At 64.5% G+C, this 20,749-nt stretch carries 17 protein-coding genes; 2 read left to right on the top strand and 15 right to left on the bottom strand.

Translation table 11 applies throughout. The annotated features are described in order from the left end of the window. Nucleotides 1–46: 46 nt before the first annotated feature. From murG to dinB, 12 genes are all read right to left on the bottom strand, one after another. Nucleotides 47–1,162, bottom strand: a complete 1,116-nt coding sequence (gene murG, locus EWU68_RS06580) for an undecaprenyldiphospho-muramoylpentapeptide beta-N-acetylglucosaminyltransferase (protein ID WP_129315331.1) — start codon at nucleotides 1,160–1,162, stop codon at nucleotides 47–49. A gap of 69 nt (nucleotides 1,163–1,231) precedes the next feature. Continuing rightward, nucleotides 1,232–2,494, bottom strand: coding sequence for a putative lipid II flippase FtsW (ftsW, locus tag EWU68_RS06585; protein WP_129315332.1), 1,263 nt, complete (start codon nucleotides 2,492–2,494; stop codon nucleotides 1,232–1,234). Beyond that, the gene (gene murD, locus EWU68_RS06590) at nucleotides 2,491–4,053 is read right to left on the bottom strand and encodes a UDP-N-acetylmuramoyl-L-alanine--D-glutamate ligase (RefSeq protein ID WP_129315333.1); all 1,563 of its coding nucleotides are present in this window, start codon (nucleotides 4,051–4,053) and stop codon (nucleotides 2,491–2,493) included. Before murD ends, ftsW begins: the two co-directional genes overlap by 4 nt. Continuing rightward, entirely contained in the window at nucleotides 4,053–5,174 is a 1,122-nt protein-coding gene (mraY, locus tag EWU68_RS06595) for a phospho-N-acetylmuramoyl-pentapeptide-transferase (RefSeq protein ID WP_129315334.1), read from the bottom strand. Before mraY ends, murD begins: the two co-directional genes overlap by 1 nt. Nucleotides 5,175–5,192: 18 nt before the next feature. Then, on the bottom strand, nucleotides 5,193–6,674 hold the full coding sequence (locus tag EWU68_RS06600) for a UDP-N-acetylmuramoyl-tripeptide--D-alanyl-D-alanine ligase (RefSeq protein WP_129315335.1): 1,482 nt from the start codon (nucleotides 6,672–6,674) through the stop codon (nucleotides 5,193–5,195). Beyond that, the gene (locus EWU68_RS06605) at nucleotides 6,671–8,371 is read right to left on the bottom strand and encodes a UDP-N-acetylmuramoyl-L-alanyl-D-glutamate--2,6-diaminopimelate ligase (RefSeq protein ID WP_129315336.1); all 1,701 of its coding nucleotides are present in this window, start codon (nucleotides 8,369–8,371) and stop codon (nucleotides 6,671–6,673) included. The genes EWU68_RS06600 and EWU68_RS06605 overlap by 4 nt, the downstream gene beginning before the upstream one ends. Nucleotides 8,372–8,461: 90 nt before the next feature. Continuing rightward, entirely contained in the window at nucleotides 8,462–10,312 is a 1,851-nt protein-coding gene (locus EWU68_RS06610) for a peptidoglycan D,D-transpeptidase FtsI family protein (RefSeq protein ID WP_238692359.1), read from the bottom strand. Nucleotides 10,313–10,519: 207 nt separating this feature from the next. Beyond that, nucleotides 10,520–11,275, bottom strand: a complete 756-nt coding sequence (ftsL, locus tag EWU68_RS06615) for a cell division protein FtsL (RefSeq protein ID WP_129315337.1) — start codon at nucleotides 11,273–11,275, stop codon at nucleotides 10,520–10,522. Beyond that, nucleotides 11,272–12,282: a 16S rRNA (cytosine(1402)-N(4))-methyltransferase RsmH gene (gene rsmH, locus EWU68_RS06620; protein WP_238692366.1), complete on the bottom strand. Its 1,011-nt coding sequence runs from the start codon at nucleotides 12,280–12,282 to the stop codon at nucleotides 11,272–11,274. The genes ftsL and rsmH overlap by 4 nt, the downstream gene beginning before the upstream one ends. A 169-nt stretch (nucleotides 12,283–12,451) precedes the next feature. Then, complete coding sequence (mraZ, locus tag EWU68_RS06625; RefSeq protein ID WP_129315338.1) at nucleotides 12,452–12,883, bottom strand: division/cell wall cluster transcriptional repressor MraZ; 432 nt, start codon at nucleotides 12,881–12,883, stop codon at nucleotides 12,452–12,454. A gap of 328 nt (nucleotides 12,884–13,211) precedes the next feature. After that, nucleotides 13,212–13,607, bottom strand: coding sequence for a DUF3040 domain-containing protein (locus tag EWU68_RS06630; RefSeq protein WP_129315339.1), 396 nt, complete (start codon nucleotides 13,605–13,607; stop codon nucleotides 13,212–13,214). A gap of 94 nt (nucleotides 13,608–13,701) precedes the next feature. After that, nucleotides 13,702–15,003 (bottom strand): DNA polymerase IV, encoded by a 1,302-nt coding sequence (dinB, locus tag EWU68_RS06635; RefSeq protein ID WP_238692360.1) that lies wholly within the window; start codon nucleotides 15,001–15,003, stop codon nucleotides 13,702–13,704. Nucleotides 15,004–15,101: 98 nt separating this feature from the next. Between dinB and EWU68_RS06640 the strand changes: the two genes are divergently transcribed. Next, nucleotides 15,102–16,241, top strand: a complete 1,140-nt coding sequence (locus tag EWU68_RS06640; RefSeq protein ID WP_238692361.1) for a polyprenyl synthetase family protein — start codon at nucleotides 15,102–15,104, stop codon at nucleotides 16,239–16,241. Between the two features lie 54 nt (nucleotides 16,242–16,295). Here EWU68_RS06640 and EWU68_RS06645 read toward each other — a convergent pair whose 3' ends face one another. After that, nucleotides 16,296–16,664 carry an Rv2175c family DNA-binding protein gene (locus EWU68_RS06645; protein WP_129315341.1) on the bottom strand — a complete coding sequence of 123 codons (369 nt, stop codon included), beginning with the start codon at nucleotides 16,662–16,664 and terminating at the stop codon, nucleotides 16,296–16,298. A gap of 66 nt (nucleotides 16,665–16,730) precedes the next feature. Between EWU68_RS06645 and EWU68_RS06650 the strand changes: the two genes are divergently transcribed. Further along, the gene (locus tag EWU68_RS06650; protein ID WP_129315342.1) at nucleotides 16,731–18,140 is read left to right on the top strand and encodes a protein kinase domain-containing protein; all 1,410 of its coding nucleotides are present in this window, start codon (nucleotides 16,731–16,733) and stop codon (nucleotides 18,138–18,140) included. 89 nt (nucleotides 18,141–18,229) lie between these two features. Here EWU68_RS06650 and EWU68_RS06655 read toward each other — a convergent pair whose 3' ends face one another. Both EWU68_RS06655 and EWU68_RS06660 read right to left on the bottom strand, forming a co-directional pair. Continuing rightward, nucleotides 18,230–19,621: a class II 3-deoxy-7-phosphoheptulonate synthase gene (locus EWU68_RS06655; RefSeq protein ID WP_129315343.1), complete on the bottom strand. Its 1,392-nt coding sequence runs from the start codon at nucleotides 19,619–19,621 to the stop codon at nucleotides 18,230–18,232. A 124-nt stretch (nucleotides 19,622–19,745) separates the two neighbouring features. Then, nucleotides 19,746–20,726, bottom strand: coding sequence for a 1-acyl-sn-glycerol-3-phosphate acyltransferase (locus EWU68_RS06660; RefSeq protein WP_240896349.1), 981 nt, complete (start codon nucleotides 20,724–20,726; stop codon nucleotides 19,746–19,748). Nucleotides 20,727–20,749 lie beyond the last annotated feature (23 nt).

Consider the following 20,749-nt stretch of genomic DNA (forward strand, 5'->3'; position numbering starts at 1 on the left):
GGCAGCAATCCTGGCTGCTCCCCCGATCTGTGCGATGAGCCCATGCTCAGGCGCTCCCTTCGTGTCGCGCCGATTGTGCGATCAATCGTGCCATGTGCTGTGCAGCATCCCGAATACCGTGACGGTAACCGTTCGAGGACATTCGGTCCAAACGCTCCTGGTCGGTCACCGTGGGCAGCACGTTGTCGACGAACCAGTCGGCCGTGAATTTCTTGTCCTCGACCATGAGGCCGGCCCCGGAATCGACCAGGTCCTTGGCGTTGAGTGATTGTTCGCCGTTGCCGATCGGCAGCGGCACGAAAACGGCCGGGCATCCGACTGCGGCGACCTCGCTGACGGTCGCGGCTCCGGAACGGGCCACCAAGAGGTCGCAGGCGGCATAGACGTTCTCCATGCCGTCGATGTATTCGACCTGATGGTACCCCGGGGTCTCGAGGGGCGCCCCGTCCGCACCGAGAAGCTGTTTCCCCCGACCGGTGATGTGAAGCATCTGGACGCCGGACTCTTGCCACTCGGGCCGCTCGACGACGTCGGAGATCGTTCGGTTCATGTTCTGGGCGCCCAGCGATCCGCCGGTGACGATGATGGTCGGCACATCCTCCTGGAGCGAGAGGAGCTGCCGGGCACCCGCGCGCTCGGCGGCCCGGTCGCAACCGGAGATCTGCGGACGCATCGGCATGCCCACGTGTTGACCGTGAGGAATCGGGGTCCCTTCGAAGGCCGTGGCCACGACCGCCGCCCGACGCGCACCGACCTTGTTGGCCAGACCTGGACGCTGATTGGCCTCGTGGATCACGACTGGGATTTTCTCCTGGGCGGCCGCCAGATACATGGGCGTGCACACGTACCCGCCGACGCCGACCACGACGTCGGCGTCATTGCGTCGCAGAATCTCGCGACCTTGGTTCACGGCGCGACGCAGTCTGACCGGAAGTTTGAGCAGATCCACCGTGGGCTTCCGCGGCATGGGCACTCGATCGACGAATTCGAGGTCATACCCTGCCTCCGGAACCAGACGGGTTTCCATACCCGACGCCGTCCCGACCGCGACGATGCGGGATTCGGGCTCCATCTCCCTGACGGCATTGGCGATGGCGAGCATCGGAGAGATGTGCCCCGCGGTTCCGCCTCCCGCAACGACTACGGACAGTGGCTTGGTCATGGTCTCGTCTCTCCCAATGGTCGAATGGTCTGTCAGTCCTCCCCTGCATCGGGGCCCTGCGAGCGGTCCCTAGTTTACGTGTGCGTCGTCGGGGTCGAGGGATGTGAGGCTCATAGCCGGGTGCGTGGGCGTCTTGGTCAACGACATCGCGAACCCGGAGGCGAATAAGGACATCATCAATGATGTACCTCCGTACGAGATGAACGGCAACGGAATGCCGATGACGGGAAGCAACCCGGTGACCATGCCGATATTGACGAAGGTCTCGCCGACGAACCACGCCATGAGTCCCGCGGCGGCCAACCGGACGAAGCGGTCGCTCGACCGGAGGATGATGCGTGCCAGGCAGAGCGCCAGGACGGTGAACAGAGCGATCACCACGCAGGTACCGATGAATCCGAGCTCCTCACCGAGGATCGCGATGATGTAGTCGTTGTGCGCCTCGGGCAGGTAGCTGTACTTCTGCCGGGACTGTCCCAGGCCTTCTCCCCACCAGGAGCCCGTGGCCAGCGCCGCCATGCCCGAGTTGGCCTGGTAGCACTCCTGCCCCTGCGTGCAGGTCGAGGGGAACAGCCAGGTGATGACGCGGGACAGGCGGTGCGGGCGAGCGACGACGATCAGGACCATCAGCGCCGCACCGATCAGCAGAGACCGGGTGAAAATCTTGCGCGGAGCGCGGGCGAACCACAGGGCACTGGCGTAGATCAGAGCGAAGACGATGCACGTACCGGCGTCACCACCGACGATCACCAGCCCGCAGACACCGAGAAAACCAAGGCACGAGGGCAGCAGTGCTTCTCGGGCACTGGTGGCGACGCGCGTGGACTTGGCCAGTGACCAGACGACCCAGAGAAGCAGGGAGAACTTGGCGATCTCCGAAGGCTGGAAGCTCAGCGGTCCGAGGCCCAGCCAGTTCCTGTTTCCGTTGACCTCCTTGCCCAAGGGGGAAAGCACCAGCAGAAGCATGAACAGCGAGATACCCATCAGCCAATACGTCAGCTTCCGGTTCTTCCAGACGGAGATCCTGATCCGGCTGGCCACGAACATCGCGACGATGCCTGTCAGGGCGAAGAGACCCTGCCTCAGGAACAGGCCGTACGGGGACTGACCGTGGCTGAGCTGTTCGACCGACGACGCCGAGAGCACCATCATGCACCCGAGGATCGTCAGACCGATCGAGGAGACCGCGATACCCACCGACGCGCTCGTCATCGACCCCGTGGCCACCCAGCGGTAGAGGGGCCTGGTCACGTGCCGGTAGCCCTCGGCGAGTCGGGTCCACAGGGTGTCCTTGCGGCGGTTCCGCGGTTGTTCCGGGGCTGCGGTACTCATGAGGAGCGGTCGCCTTCGTCGGGGTCGTGGTCCTGGATGCTTTCTACGAGCTCGGTCACCGATTCGATGAAAGCGTTGCCGCGTTCGGCGTAGGTCGTGAACTGGTCCATCGACGCCGCCGCGGGAGCCATGAGCACCGTGTCACCGGGTTCGGACAGCTCGTGTCCGAGACGCACGGCCTGGGCCATGACGGCCCGGCCGTCCTCGACGGGTGCCGAGATTCCCTCGGCGGCACGGAGCACCGGAACGTCCGGCGCATGGCGGTCCAGCGCTCGGAGCAGTGAATCCGTATCGGTGCCGATCAGCACGACGCCTTTGAGGCGGTCCGCGTGCTTCTCGACGAGTTCGTCATAGGCGACGCCCTTCGACAGGCCTCCGGCGATCCAGATCACCGGTGAGAAGGACGCAAGCGAAGCGTCCGCGGCGTGAGGGTTCGTGGCCTTGGAATCATTGACCCAGAGAACGCCGTGCGTGGTGGCGACAGGCTGAATCCGGTGTGCCCCGGGTTCGTACGAACGCAGGCCGTCGCGCACGGCGACGGCCTCCACGCCGGCCGCACGGGCGAGCGCCGCCGCGGCCAGAGCGTTCTCCACGGTGTGTCTGGTCGGCAATTCGCCCGTGTCCTGGATCGAGGCGAGCTCGGCGGCGGAACTCCGCCGTTCCTCCACGAAGGCTCGGTCGACCAGCAGACCGTCCACGACCCCGAGCTGGGACAAGTACGGCGTGTCGGTCGTGAAGGACACCGCCCGGCACCCCTCCTGCACGTCCGCGTCCTCGACCATCTTCTCGGTGAGGGGTGCGGAGGCGTTGTAGACGCAGGCGACTTTGGTGTTCTCGTAGATCCTGGCTTTGTCCGCCTGGTAGTTCTCGTAGCTGCCGTGCCAATCGATGTGGTCCTCCGCAATGTTGAGGACCACGGAGGCCAAGGGTTCGAGCGATGAGGACCAGTGCAATTGGTAGCTCGACAGCTCCACGGCGAAGACCTCGTACTCGACCGGGTCACGAAGCGCGTCCAGGATGGGCGTGCCGACATTGCCGACGGCGATGGCCTTAAGCCCGGCCGCCTGCAGTATGGATTCCGTCATTCCGACTGTCGTCGTCTTGCCGTTGGTCCCCGTCACGCACACCCATTCGGCGGTCTTCCTGCCTTCGCGTCGGCGCAGCCTCCAGGCCAACTCGACCTCACCCCAGATTTGGATGCCTTCGCGCGCGGCCTGGGCCAGGATTCCGAGGCTCGGGCGCAGGCCCGGTGAAGTCACGACGAGGTCCGGACGCTGCCCCTCGACGTCGGGCAATGCGTCCATCGCGCCGTCGCCGAGCGTGACGTCCGCCGCGCCGACGATCTCGAGGGTCTGGCGCTTGTAGCGGTTCTCCTCGGTGTCCTTGCCGTCGACGACGACGACACGCGCACCGAGTTCGATCAGCGTATCCGCGGCCGCGAAACCTGACACCCCGATCCCGGCGACCACGACTCGCAGGCCGGCCCAGTCGGAGTCCCAGGTCGTCAGGGACTCGAGGCGAGGGTTGCCGACGTCCGGGTTCTCTTGGGTTGATCGCATCAGAGCGTCACACCTCCATGACTGATGAGCCAGTCACCGTAGAAGACCCCCAGGGCAAGGGCGACGAAGAGGCCGGCAATGATCCAGAAGCGAACCACCACGGTGACTTCCTTCCAGCCCTTGAGCTCGAAGTGGTGCTGCAGCGGTGCCATCTTGAACACGCGCTTTCCTCCCGAGATCTTGAAGTATCCGACCTGGATGATCACGGATGCCGAGATCATCACGAAAAGACCGGCCAACAGGACCAGGAGGATCTCGGTCCGGGTCAGCATGGCGAACGCCGCAAGGGCCCCGCCGAGTCCCAGGGATCCCGTGTCGCCCATGAAGATCGTCGCGGGAGACGTGTTCCACCAGAGGAAGCCGATCAGCGCGCCCACGAGCGCCGCGGCGACCACGGACAGCTGGGCGGGATCGCGCACCTCGTAACAGACGGCACCGGGTGAGACGGATTCGCACAGGTGATTGGCCTGCCACATCGAGATCATGAGATACCCGGAGAAGACCAGGATCGATGCGCCCGTGGCGAGGCCGTCGAGCCCGTCGGTGAGGTTCACGGCGTTGGTGGTCGCCGTCGAGATGAGGTTTGCCCACACCACGAACAGAATGATGCCCAGGATCGGGAGGCCGAAGGAGAGATCCAGCCAAGGGATGTCCCTCGTGAAGGAAATGTGGGTCGAGGCCGGCGTCCATCCGTTCTCGTTGGGAATCGTCAGGGCGAGGACACCGAAGATGATCCCCACCGTCCCCTGCAGCACGATTTTCCCCTTGGGCGTCAGGCCGAGGGACTGCTTCCGAGCGATCTTCTTGAAGTCGTCGATGAACCCGACGCCGGCCATGCCGATCATCAGGAACAACAGAAGCAGGGCGGACACCGACGGAACGGGGTTTCCCCCGAACACGAGGCCGTTGATGGCCAAGGAGAGGAAGAACGCCAGGAGGGTCGCGACAATGATGACGACGCCGCCCATAGTCGGCGTGCCGCGCTTCGTCTGGTGGCTCGTGGGGCCGTCCTCACGAATGAATTGGCCGTACTGCTGCCTGACCAACAATTTGGTGAACAGCGGCGTTCCGACGAGCGAGAGGATCAGGCCAAAGGCCGCCGCCAGCAGAATGGAGATCATGCGGTACTTTGTGCCTTTCTACCGTGTTTCGGGTTCGGTCGGGTCGTCGGTTCGGTCCTGAGCAACTCTATCCCCCAAGTGGAGCAAGCCGGCATCTCTGGAGGACTTGAAGAGGGCAATGTCGCCTCCTCGCAGGTCGCGTCGGAGAATGTCGAATGCTTGCTCGGTCGTCTCGACCCACACGGCTTCTTCTCCCCAGGATCCCTCCAGATGGGCGGCGTTGAAGATCGGCGCCGCTTCCTGGCCGATGGCGATCAGTTTGGGGATGTTCAGGCGAACGACGTCCCGCCCGAGTTTATCGTGTTCCTCGCGCGAGGCGTCGCCCAGTTCGAGCATGGCGCCGAGCACAGCCCAGGTGCGCCGTGGCGGTTCGGCATCGCGCCCCATCTGGGCCAACGTCCGGAGTGCCGCGGCCATCGACTCGGGATTCGCATTGTAGGCGTCGTTGATCACGGTCACGCCGTCGGGCCGGTCGGTGCGTTCCATGCGGTACCGGCTGGCCGCCCCCAGCTCGCTGAGGGCTCGGGCGATGTCCGCCGTCGGAATCCCCGCGGCGTGCGCAAGGGTCGCGGCCGCCAAGAGGTTGTACACGTGGTGTTCGCCGATGAGTTTGGACGCGACCTCGTACGAGTCCCCCTCGGGGAACGTGAGTCTGAACTGGGGACAGCCGCTGTGGTCGGTCCTCAGCTCCGAGGCGCGGACCACGGGCGCCTCGATGTCCCGGACGTGGCGTCCTTCGACCCCGAACCAGGTCACCTCGGCCGTGGCCTTGTTCTCCATGGCAGCAACCCTGGGATCGTCGAGATTGAGCGCGACGCCGCCGGTCGGCACGACGCCGTCGGCCAACTCCGACTTGGTGATCGCGATGTTCTCGACGCCGCCGAATTCGCCCGCGTGGGCGGTACCGACTTTGAGAATGGCCCCGAAATCGGGGTTCACGATGTCGCAGAGGTATCGGATGTTCCCGACGTGGTTGGCCCCCATCTCAATCACGAGATACTGGGTGTCCCAGTCTGCGCGGAAAACGGTCAACGGAACGCCGACCTCGCCGTTGTAGGAGCCGACGGGTGCCACGGTGGGACCGTGTTCGCTGAAGATGCCCCGGAGCAGGTCCTTCGTGGTCGTCTTGCCCGCCGACCCGGTGATACCGAGCACCGTCACTTCGCCCTCGGACTTGAGACGCCGGACGATCTCGTGGGCGAGTCGGCCCATGGCCTCGACCACCTCCGGAACGATCACGCTGGGAAGGACCCGGCCTTCGTCGTCGCGAATCTCCCGTTCGGCGAGGGCGAGCGGGGAACCGGCCTCCCGCGCGGTGCCGATGAACCGGTGGCCGTCCGTGGTCTCTCCCGGCTTGGCGATGAACAGGGTTCCTTCGACGACCTCGCGCGAGTCGGTGGTGGCGGAGGTGCACCGCACCGAATCCTCTGCACCCTCTTCGAGCCCGACCAGGGTGCCCCGGACGGCCTCGGCGATTTCTCGTGCTGACAGTTCGATCATCGGTTTCCTCCTGCGGCGTGTCGCCGCGCCTGCCACGTGCGAAGCGCACTCCGCAATTCCTCACGATCGTCGAGAGCGTTGTCCACCCCGGCGATGTCCTGACTGACTTCATGACCGCGTCCCGCGACGAGGATCGAGTCCTCGGGTCCGGCCAGTTCCACGGCGCGCTCGATGGCTCTCGCCCTGGGGGCTACGTTCTCAACCGTTCCGGCCCGGGCACCGGCTTCGACGGCCTCTCGCGCGCCGGCCGCCACCGCGTCGCGAATGGGGCCCGGTGCCTCGTTGTGGGGGTCGTCGTCGGTCACGATCACCACGTCCGCGTTGCGGGCAGCGACCGCACCCATCATGGGGCGCTTGGTCTGGTCGCGCTGCCCCGTGGCCCCGAAGACAATAATGACCTTGCCCGAACTGTCGCTGCCAGGATCCACCGCGCCCAGTGCTCGCTCGAGCGCATCGGCGTTGTGGGCGAAATCGACAATCGCCACCGGCTCCTGGGAAATGACCTGCATCCGTCCCGGGACCAGGGGCGTCAGGGATTCCGGGTGGGACAGCACGTCGCGGAGGGCGCGGTCGTCGACCCCCGACTCTGCGATCATGGCCACCGCGAGGGCGGCATTGGAGACGTTGAAGTCGGCCGGCAGACCGGTCGTTGCCCGAAGTTCCCGCCCGTCGCGATGTGTGAGCACGAAGTCGTGACCAATGCCGTGCGGTCGGACAGCCGTGAGCGCCCAGTCGGCGGGCTCCTGGTCGGCAGGTTGTTCGCCTCCTCGCCCGTAGTCGGTCCAGAGGGTGACCACGGCTTCTTCTCCCTGGGCGCTCCGGGCCCTGTCGGCCATGGCACGCCCCCAGGCGTCGTCGACCGTAATGACATTGCGGCGGGAGTGGGACGGTGTGAACAGCTGGGCCTTCGAAGAAGCGTAGGCGTCCATGGTGCCGTGGAGATCGAGATGGTCCTGGGTCAGGTTGGTGAATCCGGCGACGTCGTACACGAGCCCGTCCACCCGCTTGTAGTCCAGCGCGTGGGAAGAGACCTCCATCGAGGCGGACGTGATCCCGTGTTCCCTCATGACAGACACGAGCGAATGGACGTGTGTGGACTCGGGGGTGGTCAGCTGGCTGGGGATCGCTCGGCCCCCGGCGAGGATTTCGATGGTCCCGATGAGACCGGTGGTGTGCCCGAGAGCCGCCATGATCGCGTTGATCATGTACGTGGTGGTCGTCTTGCCGTTGGTGCCGGTCACGGCGAACAGGCGCTGGACCTCGGGCGAGGACGGCTGGCTCGCGTACATCAGGGCAGCCAGGGGCCCGACGACGTCGCGGACCCGATCGACGACGAGGACCGGGAGCTGAAGCCCCAGCGCCCGGACGGTCGACAGCCCGGCCTCATCCGTCAGCACGGCGACCGCGCCCCGGTGTGTCGCGCCCTCGACGAAGTCGGCTCCGTGCGCGTTCGCCCCCGGAAGGGCCACGTACAGGTCGCCCGGCTGCACTTCGCGGGAGTCCATGCTGATACCGGTCGCGGTCACCCCAAGGGTTCCCTCAGTCCGAACTGTGTGACCCTGAGCGCCGATCGCGTCGGTCAGCTCTCGCAGGCTCCGAGGGACAACGGACTGCGGACGCAAGCTCTGTGCGGTCCCCTCCAGACCGGTACTTCCGATACCGGAACCACTCTCCGTTGGCTCATCCTCAAGGGGCATGGGGTGCGATCCTTCTCTTCCGTGCGGGTTGTGTGTGATTCGTGGGGGTTGCGCCGGGCGCTCCCCCGAGCAATAGCTTAGTATCGCGTTCTATTCATGGTCGCCGTCCGTGAACTTCGGTATCTCGACGGGCTTCGAGGTCGAGTGCGGAACCTTGTAGTACTGCAGGACCTTCTCCATGATCTTGGAGAACACCGTGGTGCACCCAATGGCGGTCACCTCGCCCTGGGGTCGTTGGAGCACGATACCGACCAGGTACTGCGGGTCGTCGATGGGGGCGACGCCGATGAACGACGTCGTATACCCGTCATAGCCGCCGCCCTTGTCCGCCGGGGCCTCGGCGGTACCGGTCTTGCCGCCGACGCGCCACCCCTCGACCGCGGCCTCCTTGGCTCCGCCTTCGGTGACGACCGTCTCCATGATGTCCTTGACCTGCTGGGAGGTCTTCTTGGAGATGATCCTCTTGCCCTCGGAGACGGGATGCTTGTCTTCCTTGCCGTCCTTGTCGACCACCGCATCGATGATTCGGGGCTTGAGCTGGACTCCGTCGTTGGCGACGGCCTGGTAGGCCATCATGGTCTGCAGTGGAGTCTGGGACACGCCCTGCCCGAAGAGGACCGTGTACTGCTGGCGTTCGTCCCATTCCTTGGCGGGGGCCAGAATACCGCGGCTCTCGCCCGGCAGCTCGATACCGGTGAGGGAACCCACACCGAACTTCTTGAGCCAGTCGTGTCGCTGGTCCTTGTCCAGTTGCTTGCCCGCGAGCACGGTTCCCGTGTTCATCGAGTCCGCAATAATACCGGTCAGAGTTCTCTTCTCGGCGCCGTGGTCGAAGGCATCGGTGAACGTCTGCCCGTCGATGTGCAGCTCGGCCGGAACGTCGAATCCTGAGGTCGGCGTGGACAGGCCTTCCTCGAGGACGGCCGACGTCGTGAGGATCTTCTCGGTCGAGCCCGGCTCCGTCGCTGCGCTGACCGCTCTCGCGGCGAAGTCGCCGGAGTCGGCGTCCTCGTAATTATTGGGGTCGATCATCGACGAATCGGCCAGGGCGAGGATCGAGGCGTCCTTGATCCGCATAACGACCGCGGTCCCCCATTCCGCCTTCAGTTCGTCGGCTCGGGCCTTGACCTGCTGCTGTGCGAAGTACTGGATGTCCCGATTGATGGTCAGCCGAACGGTCTTGCCGTCTTCGGCGGGCTGGTTGATGTCCTCGCCCACCGGAATGCGGATGCCGTCCGCGCTGATTTCGTAGACTCGTTCGCCGTCCTTGCCCGTGAGGTCCTTGTCGAATTGGAGTTCTATGCCACCCGCGGCGCCATCGGAATTCAGGAAGCCCACCACGGATCCACCGATGGATCCGTCGGGATAACTGCGCTTTGATACCGGCTCACCGTAAATGTAGTCCGCGCCGATGTCCATGATCGCGTTGTAGACATCAGGCGTCACCTCTTCGGCGACGACGGCGTACTTGCTGTCCCCGTCGAGGCTTTCCTTGACCTCGTTGTCGGACTTCTTGAGGATGTCGGCCAATTTGTAGACGACGTCCTGGACACTGAGCTCTTCCTGCTTCTTGTCCTTGGTGAACCGCTTGACCGGAGCCACCGCGGTCTGGTCGGCGGTGATTTTGTAGCGTTGGATGGACCGGGCCAGGACATTGCCCTCGGTGTCGTGGATTTCGCCACGCAGGGCCGGGATCTTCTGGGTGCGGCGTCGATCGTCGAGGGCTTTCTTCGCGCGGCCCGTGGGATCGATGGCCTGGACATAGAAGAGGCGCCCGACCAGAAGCGCGAGCATGGCCAAAAACGCCGAGATGCCGATGAAGCTGCGCCGCAGGATTCCCTGCGCCTCTCCCGTCTGGGGATCGTGATCCCCTTCGGCGTAGCGCCCATCGCGGGGACCCTCTTGGCTGGGGTCGCCCGGCCGATCCTCCGTAGAATCCACTGACTCCTCTTCCTGCCCCGGGCCTGCCGACCGGGGGAAACGTCGCAACGGGTGGTTGGCTCGCGCCTCACTTCACGGTGACCGGCGCGTCCGGTACATGACGTGCCGTCGTGGCGGAAGTTATCAGTCTAAAGCCTGGCACGGACGATACGGCATTACGTGGGCCTGTATGCTCCGCCACGGCCGTGGTGCGGGTGTCCCCGTGGGTCAGCCGTTGCCGTGGTTCGCGTTCTGGCCGTTGCCGCCCTGGTTTCCACCGTTGTTCGCCTGCTGGTCGGAGGTGGAGGATCCCTCGTCCTTCGTGGAATCGGAGTCCTTCTTGTCCTTGTCCTGCTGCTTCTTCTGTTCCTCTTCGGCCTGCTTCTTCTGTTTCTTGGCATCCTTGGCAGCATCCGTGTCGCTGCCCTTGGGCGGATCGATGAGGTTGGTCTGGCCGTTCTTCTTGGCATCTTCCGGATCCGACGGTGCCTTTTCGGCGGGGGTCGGCGTCCCGGAGACGGTCGAGTTCTTCAGGTCCAGTTGGGCCTGGTCGGAGGCGGAGACCATGCCGAGTTGCGAGGCCCTGATGGCCAGGTTCTGCGGTGCCTGGTGGTACTCGTTCTCCTGGCTGATCTTCTGGTTCTCCTCGGAGAGGCTGCGCTCCTGGTCCCGCAGCTGCACCAGGTCGTACTGATTGGACGACATCGAGATGTTCAGCAGCAGAACCACGCCCAGCGTGACGCAGACACCCAGGATGGTCGCGACCACCATGGACAGCCGACGACGCCGACGAGCGACCGGCTGCACGGCCAGTGGCTTGCGACGGCGGGGTTCCGCGGCCTCGGCGAGCTCATGCTGCTCGTCCTGGATCTCTGCGTCGCCGACGACGCGAAGGTTGCGACGCTCCTTGACCGCGCTCAGATGGAGGGCGGCGGGTACACCGTTCTCGGTTTCCGAGTCTGTGTACTGCGGTTCTGCACTCATGCTGCCGTCCTTGATTCACGGATACGTTCGGCGGCACGCAGTTTCGCGGATGCCGCACGCGGGTTGCTGTCAACTTCTTGGTCGGTTGGACCTTCGGCGCCTCGTGTCAAGACCTTGACTTCGGGCTGATGCTCTTCCAACTCGACCGGAAAACCTTTGGGAGCCTTGGATACGGCCAACGCCGCCACGGCTCGTTTCACAATTTTGTCCTCAAGTGAGTGATAGCTCACGGCTACGACACGGCCGCCAACACTGAGAGAATTCAGTGCATCGGGGACGGCTCGTTCGAGAGTCTCAAGCTCACCGTTAACTTCAATGCGCAGCGCTTGAAAAGTGCGCTTGGCGGGATGCCCCGAATTGCGTTGCGCGGCGGCCGGAATGGCTTTCTGGAGGATGCTGACCAACTCACCGGTCGTGGCAATTCGGTGTTCTTGGCGAACCTCAACCAGAGCTTTGGCGATTCGACCGGCGAATTTCTCCTCGCCCCAATTCCTCAGGATGCGGCGGAGGTCGTTTTCGTCATATTCGTTAACGATGATTTCAGCGGTCAGCGCATCGCTCGCATTCATGCGCATGTCCAGGGGCGCGTCGTACGAATACGCGAAACCCCTCTCCTTCTCGTCCAATTGCAAGGAGGAGACGCCCAGATCGAAGAGGACCCCGTCGACGCTCGGAATTCCTCGCGTGGACAGGACTTCCGAGATCTCGTCGTAGACGGCCTGGACCGGCACGAACCGACTGCCGAAGCGCTTCAGACGCTGGGCGGCAAGCGCATGAGCCTGTGGGTCACGATCGATTCCGATCACGGTCAGTCGCGGGAACCTGTCCAGGAGATTCTCGGTGTGCCCACCCATACCCAACGTCGCGTCGACGACGATCGGGGATGATCCCTGCAGTGCGGGTTCCAGGAGGCCGATGCAGCGCTCGAGCAGAACCGGCACATGGCGCTCATGGGCCGGACGCATACCGGCTGAGGTCTCTGCGTGCACCCAGGGCCTCCGTTCCATGGTCCGGCCAACGCCCGGTCGTTGGCTTTCGCTGCGTGACATCCCACGGCGATGCAGAGCTCTGATACCTGATCCCCATCCAAACAAGTTCGGCCCTCATTCGGCCTGGCTCAGGGGAAGTTGAGCCAGGACGATTCCGAACTGCCGGCTGGAGACCACATACCAGAGGTCACATCAGACCGGGAATGACTTCTTCGTCGGTCGCGGAGAATTCCGATTCCTTCTCCTGCAGGTACTCGTCCCAAGCCTGAGCGTCCCAAATCTCAGCCCTGGTCCCGGCGCCAATCACGGCGAGCTCTTTCTCAAGTCCTGCGTACCCCCGAAGCGACGGCGGGATGGTGACCCGCCCCTGCTTGTCGGGGACTTCATCCGAAGCGCCGGAGAGGAACACGCGAATGTAGTCCCGGGCCTGCTTCGACGAAATCGGCGCCTGGCGCATCTGTTCGTGCACCCGCTCGAATTCCGCCTCGCTGAAGACGTACAGGCACCTTTCCTGCCCCCTGGTCAGAACCAAACCCTCCGAGAGCTCGTCCCGGAATTTGGCGGGGAGGATCAGTCGCCCTTTGTCATCGAGACGGGGCGAATACGTTCCGAGGAACATCTCGCCACCGCCTCCCCTGGTTGCATTCCGTGCATCCGCCGTTTCGGATGCGAGGGAAGATAAGGAACCACCCTTGCCTCCCCTGCTTGCCCCACTTTACTCCACTTCCCTCCACACGCAACACCTTCGCCCCCATTCGTTCCCTCTTTCCGCAGATCAGCCCCAGAATTCCGCGAGTTTCCGGGGGTGGAGCGTGGTGGAGGAAAATATGCCGGCGCTTCGAACCGCCCCGGATTGCGGCCGATTCGGGCACGAAAAAGGGCCGATACCGTTTCCAGGTATCGGCCCTTCGCCCTCGTGGAGGAAAGTGGGGCGGAATGTGGAGGACTTAGCTCAGGCCCCCGCGTTCCTCCCATTTTTTCTCAAGTTTCTGCATCAGAGTGGATTGGTTCTGGGGAGAAGTGGGGCGGCCGCCGCGGCTCTTCTCCCCTCCCCTCCCCTTGCGGGAGGATCCCTTGCTCGTGGCCATGTAGACGCCGAATCCCATCAACAGGAATCCGACGACCCCCAGGACGATGAGTTTGGTGGCTACCCCGGCCAAGACAACGGCCAGGCCAACGATCGCGACGACGATGCCGAGCACCAGATAACGCACGGACACTCCACCCGAAGCGCGCGACGACGAGCCTTCGGAATCCATCGATCGAGCGAACTTGGGATCCTCCGCGTTCAGCTGTTGCTCCAGCTGCTCGAGAAGCTTCTGCTCGTGTTCGGACAGTGGCATGGTCATCTCCTCTTCCCGGGATGGGGGATGTCGAAACGGTTGGGACCACCGTGTTCCATCCGTCCATTAAGAATAGTGCTTCTGGCGCACAATTTCACTGCCGAGAAGGCCCTTCCTCGCTCTCCTGCCCATCACTGGTCCGGGACCCATCCACTTTTTCCTGCTTCCTTTCGTAGCGAGGGGAAATGGTGCCTTCCAAGAGCGTCGCCGGACGAAGACCGCTGGGCCCGAATTTTGCCCAGATCAGGTCCATGGTGGATTCGGCCTGCCCCCACTCTGCTTCGTGCACGAAGGTGTCCTCCGACGCTTGGTCCCACAGGGACAGCTGCCGACCGGCGTCGTGGGCATCGAACCTTTCCGCTCTGACCCCGACCAGCCGGATCCTGCACGGAAGCGGCCCGAGGTCATCGAAGAGCCTGGCGGCAGCCTCATAGACTTCACGTCCCGTGGTGGCCCCCTGCTCGAGAGCTCGTGCCCGACTCACGGTGTGAAAGTTTTCGTCGCGGACCTTGATGGCCACACCGTAGGCACGTCTCTCCGCGGCCCTGATTCTTCTGGCCACATCGTGACTGAGTTGGAGCAACGCGGACTTGATCTCGCGTACGTCGTCGGTGTCGTAGCTGAAGGTGTGCTCCGCACCCATGGACTTCTCGACCCGCTCAGTGACCACGGGGCGCTCATCGATGCCCCGGCACAGTTCGTACAAGTGGGCGCCCGCAGCTTTGCCCAAGCGGCGCTGGAGCAGGGAATACGGCGCCTCCTGAACCGCCCCGACCGTGTCGAACCCGGCGTCGTGGAGGATCCGCGCCGTTTTTTCGCCAACGCCCCAGAGCTTTCGAACCGGCAACGGGGCGAGAAACTGCTCGGCCATGGACCCGGGCACCAGCCACAGTCCATCCGGTTTGGACCCGGTCGAGGCCATCTTGGCCAAAAACTTGTTGCTCGAAATGCCGATCGAAGCGACCAGCCCGGTTTCTTCGGTGATCCTGCGGCGGATATCCCGTGCGATCCCCACCGGAGGCCCCAACCGCCGGATTGCTCCGGTGACATCCAGAAAGGCCTCGTCCACGCTGACTTGTTCGAGCTGGTCGGTCACCGATCCCAGGATCTCCATGATCTTCTGCGAATACTTTCGGTATTGGCCGTGGGAGGGATCGATGTACACCGCATGAGGGGCCAGTTGTCGGGCCTTCGTCGTGGGCATCGCAGATCCGACGCCCAGGGCCCGCGCCTCGTAGGACGCGGAGAGCACCACGGATCTGGGCCCGGATCCGGCGACGACGACCTGTCGCCCCACGAGTTCGGGCCGGGTCAGCAGCTCCACGCCCACGAAGAACGCGTCCATGTCCACGTGCATGATGACGCGGTCGCGGGAACTCTCCCTCTGTCTCGGCACTGCTCCTCCCATCGCGCATCCGACCAGTAAAGTGGAACGTGCTCTCCGCCCCTACTATTCCTGCTCGCATCGCTTGCAGGAAGTCAGGAACCGCCGCCGTGAATGATTCCGGACCCAAGCCTCACGCATCCACGAACCCTCCCCCGGACGCCGCGCGCGCGGACCGGGCGGAAGCCGAGAAGCGTTACATCGAATTGGTCGACGAAGCCATCACGGATTTTCTGACCAGGCAGCGCTTGGTGATGCTCGAGATCTCTCCGGAGGCCATGCCACTGGTGGATCATATCGAGACGCTGTGCTCCGGCGGCAAACGCATGAGAGCGCTTCTCGCGTACTGGGGATGGCGGGCCGCGGGAGGTTCCGCTCGTGCTCCCGAGGTCGTCCTTGCCGGAGCAGCCATCGAACTCTTCCAGTCGGCAGCGCTGATTCATGACGACATCATCGACCACTCGGACACCCGTCGCGGACGTCCTTCCGTGCACCGCGCCTTCGAGGCGATGCATCGGGACGAGGGCTGGTCCCTCAATGGGGAGGAGTTCGGAGTGATGGGCGGGATCGTCGCCGGGGACCTCTGCCTGTCCTTCTCCGAGGCAGTCTTCGCGTCGATCGGCAGCCAGCAAGCTTCCACTGGTCGTGCCCGTCGCATATTCGACATCATGCGAACCGAAGTCATGGCCGGCCAGTACCTCGACGGCCTTTCCGAAGTCATGGGGACGGAAGACCCGGAGGAAGCCATCCATCGGGCGTCCACGGTGATTCGGTACAAATCGGCCAAGTACTCCTGCGAACATCCCCTGACCCTCGGAGCCGCTCTGGCCGGGGCCGACGAGGCGCTTCTGAAGGGCCTCTCGGACTTCGGGCTCCCCCTGGGGGAAGCCTTCCAGCTTCGGGACGACGTCCTCGGCGTCTTCGGGGAACCAGAGGTCACCGGGAAGCCGGCGGGTGACGACCTGCGTGAGGGCAAGCGCACCGTACTGATCGCTCTCGCGGAAAGAACCGCCACGGAAGAGCAGGCCGCATTCTTGGAGAGCCACCTCGGGCATCCCGACATGGACGAAAAGACGGTGGAGGCGATGGTGGACATCATTCGAGACACGGGAGCCCTGGCCGAGGCCGAGAGCATCATCCGGACCACCGAGAGACAGGTCCAGGCCGCGTTGCGGAAGATCGATACGGAACCGTCGATCATCGGGGCGCTGGAGGATGTGGCCTCCAGGGCCTTGCACCGGTCCTCGTGACCCCGCGGCAGTCCCCCGGGCCAGGGACCGGAGGGACTGCCGCGGTCGAGCGGCTCACCAGGCCAGTGCCTGCGCCCTCCGTCGGATCTCGGTCTTCTTTCCCTCGTGCAATGCGTCGATGGGCCGTCCGGGGAGGGACTCGTCCTCCGTGTACAGCCACCGGATCGCTTCTTCGTCGTCGAACCCCGAATCCTTCAGCACGGTCAGGGTGCCCTTGAGGGAATCCAGGACGCCGTCCTCGCGCATGAACAACGCGGGCACCCTGCGAACTCCCTCCTGGTCTCGGACGGCAATCAGCTGTCCTTCGGTGATCAGGGTGTGGACTCGTGTGACCTTGACGTCCAGGGTCTCGGCGATCTCGGGGATGGTCGTCCATTCCCCCACGAGGTCGAACAGCTCGGCAATGTTTTCGTTGGAATTCACGTCTCCAGGCTAAACCAGTATGGCCCCTCGCTCCTCATCTCCCGGCGATCCCCTAGAATCGGTTCAATGAAAAGGACTGCACCGGGGCCTTTGACCGGCCGGAGACTCGAGGGCAGATATCTCCTCGGCGACCTCATCGCGCGCGGCGGGATGGGAGTCGTCTACCGTGCCCAGGACACCCGACTCGCCCGCCCCGTGGCGATCAAGGTGCTCAAGGAATCCGTGGGTGCGGCACCGGACACGCGGGAACGATTCGTCCGCGAGGCCCAGGCCGCCGCGGCCATCTCGGATCCCCACGTTGTCTCCGTGTGGGACCAGGGCGTGGACGAATCCGCGTCCGAACCGGTGGTCTATCTCGTCATGGAACTCGTGGACGGGGCCACACTGCGCGACCTGATCAAGCGTCGGTCTCCGATGACCGTTCGGGAAGCGCTTCGCGTTCTGCGGCCTCTGAGCCAGGGACTGGCCGCGGCGCACCGGACGGGACTCGTGCACAGGGACGTCAAGCCCGAAAACGTGCTCACCTCCCCGGAGGGTTCGGTCAAGGTTACGGATTTCGGCCTGACGCGCCACGTCCAAGCCGAATCGGCCACCTTGAGCCTGGTGGGATCGGCCAATTACATCGCCCCAGAACTCGTTCGGCGGCAGCCCGCGGGCAAACCTGCCGACATATACTCCGTGGGAATCATCCTCTACGAGATGCTCACCGGCGTCCCGCCCTTCCGAGGCGACTCCCCCTACGCCGTGTCCATGGCTCACGTCGACGACCCCATGCCCGACCTGCGCCAGAGGTTCCCCGACGTCGACCCCGAGATCGCGGAGGTCATCGCCTGGTGCTGCGCCAAGGATCCGGAGGCAAGACCTCAGGATGCGGATGCACTCCAGGGCGAGCTCGAGCATCTGCTTCAACGGTTCTCGGACGAGGCCCTGGATCGCCGTCCGCCCGGCTATCGAGACGACGCTGCCGACCTCTTCAGCGGCTTGGAGACCGCGAGCCACACGAACGCCATGCAATTGGCGCCTTTCGCTCACGGCGGCCCCCCGGGCTCTTCGCAGGGCGAGCACGAGGCACCCTCCGCTGCGTCGGAGGACGAGGCACGGACCGCTGACGACGCCGACGAGCCGTCAGACCCGGACACCACGAGCGTGCATGCGCGGAGGTCTCTGGACGATGCCACCCGGGTGCTCCCCGAAGGAGCCGTGGCCGATGAGCCGGCCGGCCCGTCGTCCGCGCACGGGGCGGGGTCGGTGGCTTCCGGGACAGATCCCGGTGCCCAGCAGGACCCCGCGGTACCGACTCATGTCCTCGGCTCGACCGAGCCGTATCGGGCCTGGGTGTGGTTGCTCATCTTCGTCCTGGCGGCGTGCATGGTCGCGTACCTCGGCTGGCTGGCCGGCGTGACTTTTCTGTCCCAGGGGTCCTCCGACCCGTCCGTCGGGGCCGCGGCATTCACCATTCAGGCTCCGCCCGCCTAGCTCACGAAACAGGCGGGCGGGCCCAGCGCGCGAGCCGGACCCGCCTGCCCCGGTGTGCACCGTGATCGGGCGACGTCGCCCCGATGCAACTACCGCTTCGAGAGGTACTCGGCAACCAGGAAGGCGACCTCGAGCGACTGCATGTGGTTGAGCCTCGGATCGCACAATGTCTCATAGTGGTCGGCGAAAGCCGTCTCGTCCACGGCATCCGATCCTCCGAGGCACTCGGCGACGTCGTCGCCTGTCATCTCCACGTGGATTCCGCCGGGAACGGTGCCGAGGGCCTCGTGGACCTCGAAGAATCCGCGAACCTCATCCACCACGTCATTGAACCGACGGGTCTTGTACCCCGAAGGCACCGAGATCGTGTTGCCGTGCATGGGGTCGGTGACCCAGACGACCTTCGCCCCGGAGTCCCGGACGCCCTCGACGATCGGGGGCAGGCTCTCGCGGATCTTCGACGCACCCATGCGGGTGATGAAGGTCAGACGCCCCGGGCGACGCTCGGGGTCCAGGGTATCGATGAGACGGAGGACGTCGTCGACGTCCGTCGTCGGGCCGAGCTTGACGCCGACGGGGTTGTGTACCTTGGACAGGAAGTTCACGTGGGCATCTTCCAGGTTGCGGGTGCGCTCCCCGACCCACAGGAAGTGACCGCTCGTCCCGTACGGAAGATGCGTTCGTGAATCGATGCGCGTCAGGGCGCGCTCGTAGTCCAGGAGCAGGGCCTCGTGGCCCGCGTAGAACTCGGTCCCCTTGATCGCCTCGAAGTCCGCGCCGCACGCGTCCATGAAACGGATCGCGCGATCGATTTCTCGCGCCAGGGACTCGTACCGGGCGTTGGCCGGGTTGGACACGAACCCCTTGTTCCACTCGTGGACGAGGCGGAGATCCGCGAAACCACCGGTCGTGAAGGCCCGAATCAGGTTCAGCGTCGATGCGGATGTGTGGTAACCGCGCAACATGCGATTCGGGTCGTGCCGCCGCGATTCCTCGGTGAAATCGAAGCCATTGACCATTTCGCCACGGAACGAAGGCAGCGTGACGTCCCCGCGTGTCTCGCTGTCGGAAGAACGCGGTTTGGAGAACTGTCCCGCCATGCGCCCCATCTTGACCACGGGCATGGAGGCCCCGTAGGTGAGAACCACGGCCATCTGAAGCAGAGTACGGACCCTGGCGCTGATTTTGTCGGCCGTCGCGTCCAGGAAGGTTTCCGCGCAATCGCCTCCCGTGAGGAAGAACGCTTTTCCTTCGGCGACGTCCGCCAGACGCTGCCGCATCTGGTCCACTTCACCCGCGAACACGAGCGGGGGCACGGACTCGAGCTCCGAGACCACCGTGCCGAAATCGGGGTGGTCGGCCCAGTTCGGTTGCTGGTCGGCAGACAACTCGCGCCACTCGTCCAGTCCCGGATAATTCTTGGCCTCGGGAGCGGGCTGGTTCCGGAACGGGGTGAGCGGATTCTGATTCTGTTCTGCCATGTCGACCAGTTTACGGACACACGTCAAAACGTGCGCACTCAGAACATTTGTGTCGAATATCGAGACGAGGGATCAGACCGTACTGCGACCGGTGCCACATCTGCGCCCACGCGGTGGGCCGGGATCACTGCTTCGACGAGCCGGCGTCGTCCTCCGCGGAACCGTGCGAGCCGGTGCGTCGATTCTGTGCCTTCTTCACGCCGTCCTCGACACGCATCCTGGCCTCGTGGAGTTTGTCCTCCACGCGGTCCAGACCGGGGCGGATGCGTTCGCGCGCCTGGTCCAGGCCGGGTTGGATCCTGTCCCGCGCGGTCTCCACGCTCGCTCTGGCGGAATCGACCGAGGCCTGAGTCCGCGACTTCGCGTTCTCCAGGATCTCGGCCACGGCGGCCTTCGCATCGGCCACCCGCTGCTTCTCCATGGCGTTTTTGACCGTGGACGCATACAGGTCCACGTACTCCTGCCCGGACAACTCCTGAATGGCTCGAATGATCTCGTCCGCAACCTCACGCTGAACGGAATGTTCGGCCTCGCGACCGGCAAATCGGGAGAAGTCCAGGGGCTCCCCGATGATCGTGCGGACGGGCGCGATACGACGACCGTCGCGCGACGTCCGGCGCGGGAGCTTGCTCCCCTTCGGCTGGACCTTCTCGGTGTTGACCATGGCCACAGGAATCACCGGGACCCCGGTCTGGATCGCGAGCCGGGCGACGCCGATCTTGGAACGATACAGCCGACCATCGGGTGAGCGTGTACCTTCCGGATAGATCCCCAAGAGCTTTCCGTCGCGCAGGGTCTGCGCGGCCTGGCTCAACGACTTCGCGGACTTGTTCCCGCCGGACCGGTCCATGGGAATCTGGTTGATTCCCTTGAAGAATGCTGCGGTCGCACGTCCGACGAGGCCCTGGCCGGTGAAGTATTCCGATTTGGCCAGGAAGTACACCTGACGGTCGACGGCCACGGGCAGGAACACGGAGTCCGCGAAGGACAAGTGGTTGGACGCCAGGATGGCACCGCCGCGATCCGGTATGTTCTCCAAGCCTTCCGCCTCGGGGCGGAATACTCCATTGACCAATGGCCCGACGACGAACCGCTTGAGGAACATGTAGAGCACAGGTGTTTTCCTTT

Source organism: Rothia koreensis (assembly GCF_004136575.1).
In the GTDB taxonomy this organism is placed as follows: Bacteria; Actinomycetota; Actinomycetes; order Actinomycetales; family Micrococcaceae; genus Rothia; species Rothia koreensis.

What these genes read in the sequence shown, in the direction of transcription:
- murD (WP_129315333.1), bottom strand. Translation starts at nt 4,053, where the DNA reads ATGCGATCAACCCAAGAGAACCCGGACGTCGGCAACCCTCGCCTCGAG.
- EWU68_RS06655 (WP_129315343.1), bottom strand. Translation starts at nt 19,621, where the DNA reads ATGGCAGAACAGAATCAGAATCCGCTCACCCCGTTCCGGAACCAGCCC.
- mraZ (WP_129315338.1), bottom strand. Translation starts at nt 12,883, where the DNA reads ATGTTCCTCGGAACGTATTCGCCCCGTCTCGATGACAAAGGGCGACTG.
- murG (WP_129315331.1), bottom strand. Translation starts at nt 1,162, where the DNA reads ATGACCAAGCCACTGTCCGTAGTCGTTGCGGGAGGCGGAACCGCGGGG.
- ftsL (WP_129315337.1), bottom strand. Translation starts at nt 11,275, where the DNA reads ATGAGTGCAGAACCGCAGTACACAGACTCGGAAACCGAGAACGGTGTA.
- EWU68_RS06600 (WP_129315335.1), bottom strand. Translation starts at nt 6,674, where the DNA reads ATGATCGAACTGTCAGCACGAGAAATCGCCGAGGCCGTCCGGGGCACC.
- EWU68_RS06630 (WP_129315339.1), bottom strand. Translation starts at nt 13,607, where the DNA reads ATGCCACTGTCCGAACACGAGCAGAAGCTTCTCGAGCAGCTGGAGCAA.
- EWU68_RS06650 (WP_129315342.1), top strand. Translation starts at nt 16,731, where the DNA reads ATGAAAAGGACTGCACCGGGGCCTTTGACCGGCCGGAGACTCGAGGGC.
- EWU68_RS06660 (WP_240896349.1), bottom strand. Translation starts at nt 20,726, where the DNA reads ATGTTCCTCAAGCGGTTCGTCGTCGGGCCATTGGTCAATGGAGTATTC.
- ftsW (WP_129315332.1), bottom strand. Translation starts at nt 2,494, where the DNA reads ATGAGTACCGCAGCCCCGGAACAACCGCGGAACCGCCGCAAGGACACC.
- EWU68_RS06605 (WP_129315336.1), bottom strand. Translation starts at nt 8,371, where the DNA reads ATGCCCCTTGAGGATGAGCCAACGGAGAGTGGTTCCGGTATCGGAAGT.
- mraY (WP_129315334.1), bottom strand. Translation starts at nt 5,174, where the DNA reads ATGATCTCCATTCTGCTGGCGGCGGCCTTTGGCCTGATCCTCTCGCTC.
- rsmH (WP_238692366.1), bottom strand. Translation starts at nt 12,282, where the DNA reads ATGGAACGGAGGCCCTGGGTGCACGCAGAGACCTCAGCCGGTATGCGT.